Source organism: Tateyamaria sp. (assembly GCF_039945315.1).
Lineage (GTDB): Bacteria > Pseudomonadota > Alphaproteobacteria > Rhodobacterales > Rhodobacteraceae > Tateyamaria.
In genome coordinates, this window is the sequence record NZ_JBDUXB010000062.1 from 136,965 (window position 1) to 146,784 (window position 9,820).

10 protein-coding genes and 1 tRNA gene are annotated in these 9,820 nt (G+C 56.7%); 4 read left to right on the forward strand and 7 right to left on the reverse strand.

Going from position 1 to position 9,820, the window contains the following annotated elements; all coding sequences use genetic code 11:
* Window positions 1-5: 5 nt before the first annotated feature.
* On the forward strand, window positions 6-1,787 hold the full coding sequence (locus tag ABJD00_RS21170) for an ABC transporter ATP-binding protein (protein WP_413848704.1): 1,782 nt from the start codon (window positions 6-8) through the stop codon (window positions 1,785-1,787).
* Here the strand turns inward: ABJD00_RS21170 and ABJD00_RS21175 are convergent.
* Window positions 1,784-2,452 carry a TIGR04283 family arsenosugar biosynthesis glycosyltransferase gene (locus ABJD00_RS21175; RefSeq protein WP_413830898.1) on the reverse strand — a complete coding sequence of 223 codons (669 nt, stop codon included), beginning with the start codon at window positions 2,450-2,452 and terminating at the stop codon, window positions 1,784-1,786. The genes ABJD00_RS21170 and ABJD00_RS21175 overlap by 4 nt on opposite strands.
* Window positions 2,453-2,518: 66 nt before the next feature.
* Here ABJD00_RS21175 and ABJD00_RS21180 point away from each other — a divergent pair, with 66 nt between their 5' ends.
* A complete protein-coding gene (locus ABJD00_RS21180) occupies window positions 2,519-3,265 on the forward strand; it encodes a YgfZ/GcvT domain-containing protein (protein WP_413830900.1) in 747 nt (248 codons plus the stop codon).
* Between the two features lie 46 nt (window positions 3,266-3,311).
* Here ABJD00_RS21180 and efp read toward each other — a convergent pair whose 3' ends face one another.
* On the reverse strand, window positions 3,312-3,875 hold the full coding sequence (efp, locus tag ABJD00_RS21185) for an elongation factor P (protein WP_108838302.1): 564 nt from the start codon (window positions 3,873-3,875) through the stop codon (window positions 3,312-3,314).
* Window positions 3,876-4,096: 221 nt separating this feature from the next.
* Between efp and ABJD00_RS21190 the strand changes: the two genes are divergently transcribed.
* Window positions 4,097-4,417, forward strand: coding sequence for a DUF6280 family protein (locus ABJD00_RS21190; protein ID WP_008228933.1), 321 nt, complete (start codon window positions 4,097-4,099; stop codon window positions 4,415-4,417).
* A gap of 78 nt (window positions 4,418-4,495) precedes the next feature.
* On the opposite strand, the gene ABJD00_RS21195 is transcribed toward ABJD00_RS21190, so the two are convergent.
* The 4 genes from ABJD00_RS21195 to ABJD00_RS21210 form a co-directional block, all read right to left on the reverse strand.
* Complete coding sequence (locus ABJD00_RS21195) at window positions 4,496-5,074, reverse strand: cobalamin biosynthesis protein CobQ (protein ID WP_413830903.1); 579 nt, start codon at window positions 5,072-5,074, stop codon at window positions 4,496-4,498.
* Between the two features lie 46 nt (window positions 5,075-5,120).
* On the reverse strand, window positions 5,121-6,407 hold the full coding sequence (locus ABJD00_RS21200; RefSeq protein WP_413848702.1) for a hypothetical protein: 1,287 nt from the start codon (window positions 6,405-6,407) through the stop codon (window positions 5,121-5,123).
* A 74-nt stretch (window positions 6,408-6,481) separates the two neighbouring features.
* Window positions 6,482-7,912 (reverse strand): TolC family outer membrane protein, encoded by a 1,431-nt coding sequence (locus tag ABJD00_RS21205; RefSeq protein ID WP_413830907.1) that lies wholly within the window; start codon window positions 7,910-7,912, stop codon window positions 6,482-6,484.
* A gap of 48 nt (window positions 7,913-7,960) precedes the next feature.
* Entirely contained in the window at window positions 7,961-8,614 is a 654-nt protein-coding gene (locus tag ABJD00_RS21210; RefSeq protein ID WP_413830909.1) for a protein-L-isoaspartate O-methyltransferase family protein, read from the reverse strand.
* Between the two features lie 155 nt (window positions 8,615-8,769).
* Between ABJD00_RS21210 and ABJD00_RS21215 the strand changes: the two genes are divergently transcribed.
* Window positions 8,770-8,843 (forward strand) — tRNA-Cys (locus ABJD00_RS21215).
* A 68-nt stretch (window positions 8,844-8,911) separates the two neighbouring features.
* Here the strand turns inward: ABJD00_RS21215 and xerC are convergent.
* On the reverse strand, window positions 8,912-9,547 hold the full coding sequence (xerC, locus tag ABJD00_RS21220) for a site-specific integrase (RefSeq protein ID WP_413830911.1): 636 nt from the start codon (window positions 9,545-9,547) through the stop codon (window positions 8,912-8,914).
* Between the last annotated feature and the right edge of the window lie 273 nt (window positions 9,548-9,820).

Sequence of the window (9,820 nt, forward strand, 5' to 3'; positions counted from 1 at the left end):
GCATCATGGCGGTCGCTGTATTTTTCATGTTCGTCGAAGGATCGATGGTCGGTGCGCTCAGCTACATGATGCAGCCGATGTTCGACGACGTGTTTGTGCAGGGCAATGGGGGCATGCTGCTTTGGGTTGCCGTGTTGGTTGTCGTGATCTTTGCTGTGCGCGCTTTTTCTTCGGTCATTCAGAAACTCCTTTTGACTCGTGTCGCGCTGAAAACAGGTGCGGCGTTGCGCATGGATTTGCTGGACCGGATCATGCTTCAGGATGGGGCTTTTCATCAGGTTCACCCGCCCGGTTTTTTGATTCAGCGGGTACAAGGTGACGTAGACGCCATTGGAACAGTGTGGCGGGCCATCATCACTGGTGCGGGGCGCGACCTGATAGGTCTTATCGTGCTTTTCGGTGTCGCCATCAGTGTCGACCCGATCTGGGCCCTGCTGGCCTGCGTCGGGATTCCACTTCTAATCTTGCCTGCGGCCTCTGCGCAGGGCTATGTCCGCCGCCAAGCACGAAAATCCCGCGATCTGGGGGCCAATCTGTCAACCCGTCTGGATGAAGTCTTTCATGGCATCGTGCAAGTCAAGCTGAACGCCTTGGAACGGTATCAGGCGCGCCAGTACCGTTCGCTCACCCAACGCTTTGTACGCACCCAGACCAAAACTGCCTTGGGCAGCGCTGCCATTCCGGCCATGGTCGACATCATTTCGGGCGTCGGGTTCATGGCCGTGATCCTATACGGCGGTTCTGAAATCATTTCCGGCGACAAGACCATCGGCCAGTTCATGACTTTCTTCACCGCTATGGGCTTTGCCTTTGACCCGATGCGCCGGTTGGGTGCTATATCGGGGCTCTGGCAGACGGCGGCAGCTTCCATCGAACGTGTCAAGGAACTGCTGGATGCGCCCCTTGCTCTGACATCGCCAAAAAACCCCAACACACCTCCAACTGGCGTGCCTGAGATCACGCTGGAGCACGTTTCGCTGTCGTACGGCGACACGCGCGTCCTCAAGGACGTGTCGTTCACCGCCCGCCCTGGAGAAACGACAGCGCTGGTCGGCGCGTCCGGGGCAGGCAAATCTTCGATCTTCAACCTGTTGACGCGCCTGGTGGATGCTCAAGAGGGTCACGTCAGGATTGGCGGTGTCACCACTCAGGAAATGAACCTCGACGACTTGCGCGGACTCTATTCGGTTGTCACGCAAGAAGCCCTGTTGTTTGACGAAACCCTACGCGAGAACATTTTACTTGGTCAGAAGGACATCCCCGAAGAACGTCTTAAAACAGCGCTGGATGCGGCGCATGTCACTGATTTTCTCGACAAGCTGCCGGATAGGCTTGACACCCATGTGGGACCGCGTGGGTCAGCCCTATCAGGCGGGCAGCGCCAGCGCGTTGTCATTGCCCGCGCTCTCTTGCGTGACACGCCTGTACTGTTGCTGGACGAGGCGACATCGGCCCTTGATGCGCAATCCGAAAAAGTGGTCCAGAATGCCCTTGATCGCCTGTCTGCAGGACGCACGACGCTGGTGATCGCGCACCGACTGTCCACCATCCAAGGCGCGGACAAGATCGTTGTTATGGACCGAGGCGAAATCAAAGATACCGGGACACATGAAGAATTGCTGGAAAGAGGCGGCATCTACGCCGACCTGTATCGGCTGCAGTTTAAGGACGGAAAAACCGTGATTGATGGCGCGCGCGCGCGCGCGATTGTTAACGACCATCCGGGTGACTCGACGGCGGGGCACGGTTTACTGGCCCGCCTGCGCGCGCGTTTACTGGGAGATTAACGACGGTAGTGACGGGCCAGCGTGGCAACGTCTGCCCCTGCAAAATAACGCGCCTGCGTCCATAGGTTTCGCGCGCCGCGCCTGACCCACCCTTGCTTGCGGAACTTTGCGCTGCAGGTGATGGCTTGCGCGTCCAGTGCGATCAGGTGTCCTTTCAGCGCACGAACCATGGCCACATCCTCCATCAAGGGTATGTCGGCATACCCTTCAACATGCGAATAAAGAGCACGTGGGATCAGCAGGCCCTGATCCCCGAATGGCAAACCAAAAAGACGCGCTCGAATGTTGGCCCAAGCAGCGACCGTGCGTCCGCCTCTGTCGAACCTCAGTTGGAAATAGCCTGCTTTCTGGATGTCCAAATGTGTGCCGACCGCATTGGTCCATCCGGGACTGAGCACCGTGTCGGCGTGCAGAATTAAAAACCAGTTGGCTCGCGCCTGCGCGCATCCGCGCCGCAACTGCCCCCCACGCGAGGCCGGTCCCGTAATTATGTGTGCACCCCACGCATCGGCCTGCATGAGAGTTTCGTCTACCGACCCTCCGTCACTGATGATCAGTTCGGCAATCAGACCGGCTTCCAATCCCTCCATTAAAGAACTCAGACATGCAGGCAAGGTTTGGCCAGCATTGAGCGTCGGGATAATAACTGACAGTGGTGCAGGCACGCGTGCCCCCTTTTTCCGGTGCATGAGACTGTTATATGACATGTGAGTTTAGCGAAAGGAACGCTGATGTCCGAACGCCATGTTTTCCGCCTCTCGGGCGGAGATACCCGGAATTTCATGCAGGGTCTGGTCACCAATGACGTTAACGGCATTGACGACGGGCTGGTATATGCCGCGTTGCTGACACCGCAAGGCAAATACCTTGCTGATTTTTTCCTGAGCGCGGCGGGTGATGATGTGCTTCTGGACGCAGCCGCGGAGCAGGCAGACATGTTACGCATGCGCTTGAGCATGTATAAATTGCGGGCAAACGTGACGATCGCAGATGCGAACCTGTTTGTGCATCGTGGCCTTGATAATTGCCCACCGGATGGCATGGACGACCCGCGCAATCCCGCCTTAGGTTGGCGGGCATATCGCTCAGAGCCACAAGTCGTCGATGACGTTGATTGGCAAGCGCTTCGTGTCACCCACATGATACCTGAAACAGGTATCGAACTGACACCGGACACCTTCATCCTTGAAGCGGGGTTTGAGGCCATCAAGGGCGTGGATTTTCGGAAAGGGTGCTATGTCGGACAGGAAGTCACCGCTCGGATGAAGCACAAGACGTCCTTGCGCAAAGGGCTGGTGCAGGTGGTTGTGACAGGTGAAGCGACCCCCGGCACGCCCATCATGTTCGGAGATAAATTGGCCGGCACGTTGCTGAGCCGGCATGCAGACCACGCCATAGCCTTTCTTAGGTTTGACCGGGCCCAAGGACCAATGACAGCGGGCGGGGCAGACGTTGTTTGGAAAGGTGCCGGAAACTGAGGCAGTTTCCGGTCAGAATCCAAGTCTGACATTGGCGCGCTTTGGATCAGGCGCGTTCAGAATAATCCATGGTCTCGGTGTTCACGACGATGTCTTCGTCCTGCCCCACAAACGGCGGCACCATAACTTTTAGACCATTGTCGAGCGTGGCAGGTTTGAACGAGTTCGCTGCTGTCTGACCTTTTACGACGGGCTCTGTCTCGACGATCTTGCACACGACTTTTTGGGGCAGTGTCGCGTTTAGGGCTTCGGCCTCGTGAAATTCGACGACGATTGTCATTCCGTCCTGCAGAAATGGGCGCCGTTCCCCGAGAATTTCGGATGGCAGTTCGATTTGCTCGTAGGTGTCCGTGTCCATAAATACGAGCATACCGTCGTTTTCATAAAGGAACTGCTGATCTTTCTGTTCAAGACGCACGCGTTCGACTTTGTCGGCACTGCGGAAGCGCTCGTTTAGCTTGGACCCATTGCGCAAGTTGCGCATTTCGACCTGAGCAAATGCTCCGCCTTTTCCGGGCTTTACGTGGTCCACCTTGACCGCAGCCCACAGACCACCGTTGTGTTCCAGAACGTTTCCCGGGCGTATTTCGTTTCCGTTGATTTTAGGCATGTGTCAAAACCATGGCAAAAGGTTGATGAAAAGTTGTTGCATCCTATATCTCGGGTATGGATGCCCTGCAAGGCAACCAGATGCAGTGCTGCGCCCGCAGCGAGGTATGCAAAAAACGCAAGGGTGTTATGCAAATAGAGGGTGTCCGAATCGACTAAGATAGGTCATAACGAGCGTCACGCCGAAAAAGACAAGAGCAAGAATAAAAGAAAGGACGACGAATGAAAGACTTCGTTGACGGCACAGCCTTTAATAACGAACAAGGCAACCGTGCACGTAAACTGTTTGCAGCCGTGGTGTTGGCAGCGCTTGATGACGCCATCGCGGATGACAAGAAATATGGCAATGGTCCAGAGCAGATTGCCCGCTGGGCGCGTTCGCGCGATGGGCGCGAAGTGCTGAGCTGTGCCGGGATCGACCCCAACGAGCGGGTTGTCACCGGGCTGATGGATTTTGTTGGCAAAGGCGTCCGTACCTCTGTCGCGCTGAGCCGTGAAGAATCCGAGCGTCGTAATGCCGCTCAACAGGCCGAAGCGGCCTGATAAAACCAAACTCTGCTGTTTCTGAAAACGCGCCCCTCTGCCGGGCGCGTTTTCTTTTGTATGGAAGGAACGTGGCGCCTAACTGTCCACAAAGAAAAATAGCCACTGCCGCACTATCCAAAACTCGGCCAATAGCAGCACGCCCGTGAGCAGAGCGGCCCACAGCGGTACTCGCCGGGCCCACAGCATTCCGGCCGCGAAAAGAGCCAGGCCGGCTTCAAGCGGAGCAACCCACCCTGCCCCTTTTGTGCGGTCCCAGTAGCTGATCGGGCTTTCAAACACCCACGCGGACACTGGCCAAAAGTGGGGCCGCCCGTCATCGTGGTGCAGTGGAAAGTCGAGCAGCAGATGCAGGACCGCAGATCCCGTCAACGCAATGGCCCAAGGCGCCTGTCGCCATAGGGCAAGACCCAGAAGTGCGCCCCACAGCAAGAATGTGTTGTCGATCGCAAAGACTGTTTGCCACACATCTGAAAAGTACAGCTCGTTGAACACACGCATAGGCGGGATCGACAGGATAAACAGCGCGGTCCCCGCCATCACATAAAGCGACAGATCAGGCAGCAATGCACCGGCAAAAGCCGCAAGAATGATCCGTGAGTGTGCTGGGCGGCCAAAGACTGCGGCGCCAATCAGCAAATGTGCAGGTGTGTTCAACGCATTGAACCGGACAACGGGCGGCGAACATCGCCCGTGGAACAGATCATTCGAGGTCTTGAGCCGCCAGTGCGCGGTGAATCTCGCGCCTCACCAGTTTACGAACATTCCGGGTGATCCGTTCTCCCAGCGCGCCCTGCAACTCTTCGCGAACAATATCGCTGATCAATTCGCGAAGGGCCTCTTCGTCCAGCACGTCATCGTCCGAACCAAATAGAGCTGCAGGCGCAGCATCGGCCGCAGTATCCTGAGAGGCCGGCGCGGCCTCCTCCGGCGTGACGTCAGACTCGCCTTGTTGTGGACCTTCGGTCTGGACAGTATCGGCCACTTCGGGCTCAGGTTGAGCCTGCTCTGCAACAACACTTTCATGAACCTCTGGAGTCGCTTGCGCTTCAAGATCCGCGTCTAAATGAGTTTCCGCCTTTTCGACCGTCGCCGCCGGATCAGATTGATCTGCAAGGTCACCCTCGGGCTCAACATCTTCCCATTCCATCGCTGGCGGTTCGGTGCCTGCGTAGGCGTCCGTACCCAGATCATCCGGCTCGAACTGATCGCGCCGTGCACCAACCAAAGTTTCCAACGCTGCGATCTTTTCGCTCAGGGTTTTTTCTGCGGGTTCAGGTGTCGCAGCCACCAGATCGCTTTCATCAAATTCGATTGCCGACAGCGCGTCTATCTCGCCCGCATATTCATCGTCATTAGAGGTGTCTTCGGTTAGAGACCCTTCCGGTGCACCTGCCTCTTCAACCTCAACAGAGATATCCAATGCCGCCAGGTCGTCCAGCTCACTGGCCCAGTGTTCTGGAACAATGGAGGTGTCAGATGCATGGTCAACCGACGTCGCCTCTTTCAGGTCTGGCGTCGTTCGATCGTCATATTCGTCCTCGTGGTTCGTTAAGACCAACGGCTCGTTCAGTTCTGTCTCGTTCAGCGGCTCTGCGACGTCAGACGCCTCTACGGCGGTCAGATTGGCAGACAACTTTGCCACGACGGCGTTCTCATCCGCTGGCACAAACCCGCTCTGTCGCACGTTGATGCCCTCAGGTGCAGAGCGCTCCGAGCGAAACGCGGCTTCAGCGAATGTCGACAAGGTATCATTTTCCTCGTCCTGCACATCGTCTGCGAAAGGCGCGTCTTCGAATTCAGTCTCATCCTCATACCCTGCTTGGTCAGCATCATTCTCTTCGGGTACACGCAGCGAAGGGGTCAGGACCAAACGGTCACTCGGGGGTTGTTGGACGGTCGCGGAACCGGGACGCCCGTTGTCAGACACCAGACGTCGAATAGACGCTAGAACGTCCTCGACATCGGTGTTGGTCATCGGATCAGACATTCTTTTTACCACTCATAGCCTCACTGCGCAGTCTAGCCCGCGCATAAGAGTCGCACAACACTGTGCTGAAAACCTTAATCAGTTGGTTTCAGGGCTCTCAGCACCTTATCAAGTTGCTGCCCTTGTTTTGAACGGTTGGTGGGCGCGTTCTTGACCAGATTATAATATGCTACCGGATCATAAATCTGCACTGGCAGCCCCAACCTTTGCGCGGTCAACAAGCCCATCGATTCGAGAACCTGATACGAAGCGACATATTGATCGACTTGCGCAGAAATCCGGGTCGTACGAGCATCCAGTAGGTCCTGTTCCGCGTCCAGCACGTCCAGCGTAGTACGCGCGCCCAAAGTCGCTTCTTCGCGCACTCCGTCAAAAGCCACCTGCGATGCACGGACTTCCTCTTCGGAGGCAATAATGCTTGAACGCGCGGCCACCAGATTGGAAATCGCGATCACGACGTCCTGTTGCACATTGTGCCGCACCGTATGGAGATTGCCGCGAGAGGCATCTCGAACAGCCACCGACCGACGTTCGGCAGCACTCAATTCGCCACCCCGATAAATCGGGCCTGTCACGTTCACACCGACGGTGCCAATCTGTGAATCGCCGCTACCGGAGTTCAGGTCTTCATCGAAACCTAGCGTGCCGCGCAGGTTGACCGTTGGCAGTTTGGCTGCGACCGCGGCTGTAATAAGCAACTCATTGGCTGCAATCTGTCGGCGAGCCTGTTCCATCTCCGGATGCGTACGCACTGCAACCCCTTGCGCGCTCGGTACATCCGTCGTGGTTTGTGGCAGCCGCGGAATTGCAGTCAAGCGGCCCGGCTGACGCCCAGTCGCATTGGCGTATTCGGCCTGCGCTTGTACCAGATCACGTTGAGCAGCGGCCAGGGCACTGCGTGCGCTTGCCACAGCGGCTTCGGCCAACGCCACATCCGTACGCGTCACCTCGCCCACTTCAAACCTGTCTTCAGCAGCGCGCTGTTCTTCTTGCAGAAGGCGCAGGTTGTTCTGGCGCAATGAGACGAATTCCTGCTGACGGAATACGTTGAAAAAGGCGACGGCCGCCCGCAGCAGCACGTTTTGCTCGATCGTCAGCAATGTCGCCCGTGTGGCCAACACGGTTTCCTTGCTCGCCTCGATACGGGCGGAATCTGCGCCGCCGTCAAAAAGCTGTAGCGTCAAATCCAAACCAACGGCCGCGGTGGTCGACCCCGCATCTCGCTGAATTCCACCTGAAGCGAAAGACGTTGAATCGCCAAACTGTCGCGTGAAATCTGCCGACCAGCCAATGATGGGGCGCAACGTCGAAGTCGCAATCGCTACATCTTCGTCCGCTGCCCGCAAAAGCGCGCGGTTTTGGTCCAGCAACCCACTGTGGCCATAAGCCCCAACGAGGGCGTCGGCCAACGTGTCCGCCTGCGCTATAGGGGCTGCAAGGCCCGCAATGACTACGAAGGCCGTGGCGTTGCGCCACCAGATCCGGCTTTTTCCTACCTTGCTCATGCTCTCTGTCCCCTGCTGCCCATTGGTCTGCGCCATGTTTGGTCGCACTCAGAACTCAAACGCCACCTGTTTCTCAAAACCGGTCAAGACCGGAGCCGCGGCATTGAAAGAACGCCGCCAAGTCATGCGACCGTCAAGCTTGTAGCCGATGCGTACCTCGCCCAAGGCACCGTCCATGAACAGGCATGCAATTCTGCCGCCTTCCTTGAGTTGGCCAATGATCTGGTCCGGAACGTCACCGACCCCGCCCTGAACCAGAATCACGTCGTACGGCCCATGTTCTGCCGCGCCCTCGCTCAATGTTCCCGCCCGCACGATCACATTGTCCATGCCCGCCGACATCAGACCTTCTTCTGCGTCGCGCGCCATGTCGGCGTCTTCCTCCAAAGCGACAACGGCCACAGCCATGTGGGCAATCACCGCGGCCGAATATCCATAACCGGCTCCGATATCGAGGACGAGTTCATCCTGGCCGATATTCAGAGCGTCGAGCATTTTGGCCAAAGTGCGCGGCTCAAGCAGCACGCGCCCGCCCCCAAAGTCGAGGTTTTCACCCATATAGGCCGCCTCGCGCTTTTGAGACGGTACAAAGTCTTCGCGCTGTACCGACAACATTGCGTCTATAATAGGAAATTTAGTCACATCCGATGGACGGACCTGCGTATCGACCATCATTGTACGGCGGGCGGAAAAGTCTGTCATTGCAGCTAAACTCGTTCGTTCAGAATCCTCACACCAGATGTGCCACATCCCGCGCCCATGAGCAACGCAGGAGCGTAAGCGTTCTCAGCATTGTTGCGCGCCCGCACTTGCGCGTGATTGGGAGATCGGCTATCGCATCGCTCGCACCATAGGAAGGCGAGTTGGCGGAGTGGTGACGCAGCGGATTGCAAATCCGTGTACACCGGTTCGATTCCGGTACTCGCCTCCAATAAAATCAATGACTTGCGTCATCCTAACTCTCCTTCACTGCCATTTTTGAAACAACCGTTGAAACTTTCACGTTTCGGTCTTGCTTCGTTCCATTTGGTTTCTTGCCTCTTGAGCGCGCTTCGCGAGCTCTCTTTGCCGGATCGGCCCACCGTACTTTTTCAGCATCTCAACGCCTGAGTGACCTGTGACAGCCTTGACCATCTCGTCATCACATCCTGCCAGATACAGCTCGATCGTCGCGTTTTTCCTTAGCCCGTGCGTTTTGTAGTAGCTCGCCTTCTCGTGCTTCATCTTCCTTTTGATGGTACGCATTTCCTCGGCAACTATACGGTAGCTCACTGGTCGATCCTTCGCGTCGGTCACAACAGTGCCGTCTGTTCGCGCGATGCCTTCGAGATGGGTTTTCAGTCGGTTGGTAAGCGGGATCCACAACGGCTTGTCGGTTTTACCCTGCGTAAAATCGAAACCTTCATCGGAAAAGTGCTCCCACTTCATCTTCACGACATCGCCAATGCGTTGGCCTGTACCAACGCAAAGCTCGTAAACCAGCCGCGCCCTCTTTGAAGCCAGCGCTTCGAACTCGGCACGAACATCGTCTGGCCAAGGCTCCCAGCCGTCGCTCTGCTGCTTAAAGAGCGGGATGCCCTTCGCCGGGTTGCCATGCTCTTTCTTGATAAAGCCAATCAATCGCGCGTGGTTCATCAAGACGACCATGACCTGAACGAGATAGTTGGCTTGCCTCCTATGATCCGCATTGGCGCGGTGCAGTTCGTAAATGTGATGGGTTTCGATCCTGGCCGGGTCTTTCTCGGCCCAGATCTCACGAATGTGGCTGTGTCGGTCGTCAGAGTTTTTGGAACCAATGGCGACCTAAACTAAGAGAGAGTTTGGCTCATCTTGTTGGTTTGATTATGCGGCGCGTTGTCTGTGTTGCAAGCGGCGCGCTTCGAGCGTCTTTCGTTTGATCCTTTCCCT

What these genes read in the sequence shown, in the direction of transcription:
- ABJD00_RS21205 (WP_413830907.1), bottom strand. Translation starts at nt 7,912, where the DNA reads ATGAGCAAGGTAGGAAAAAGCCGGATCTGGTGGCGCAACGCCACGGCC.
- ABJD00_RS21190 (WP_008228933.1), top strand. Translation starts at nt 4,097, where the DNA reads ATGAAAGACTTCGTTGACGGCACAGCCTTTAATAACGAACAAGGCAAC.
- ABJD00_RS21200 (WP_413848702.1), bottom strand. Translation starts at nt 6,407, where the DNA reads ATGTCTGATCCGATGACCAACACCGATGTCGAGGACGTTCTAGCGTCT.
- ABJD00_RS21170 (WP_413848704.1), top strand. Translation starts at nt 6, where the DNA reads ATGGCGGTCGCTGTATTTTTCATGTTCGTCGAAGGATCGATGGTCGGT.
- ABJD00_RS21210 (WP_413830909.1), bottom strand. Translation starts at nt 8,614, where the DNA reads ATGACAGACTTTTCCGCCCGCCGTACAATGATGGTCGATACGCAGGTC.
- xerC (WP_413830911.1), bottom strand. Translation starts at nt 9,547, where the DNA reads ATGAACCACGCGCGATTGATTGGCTTTATCAAGAAAGAGCATGGCAAC.
- ABJD00_RS21180 (WP_413830900.1), top strand. Translation starts at nt 2,519, where the DNA reads ATGTCCGAACGCCATGTTTTCCGCCTCTCGGGCGGAGATACCCGGAAT.
- efp (WP_108838302.1), bottom strand. Translation starts at nt 3,875, where the DNA reads ATGCCTAAAATCAACGGAAACGAAATACGCCCGGGAAACGTTCTGGAA.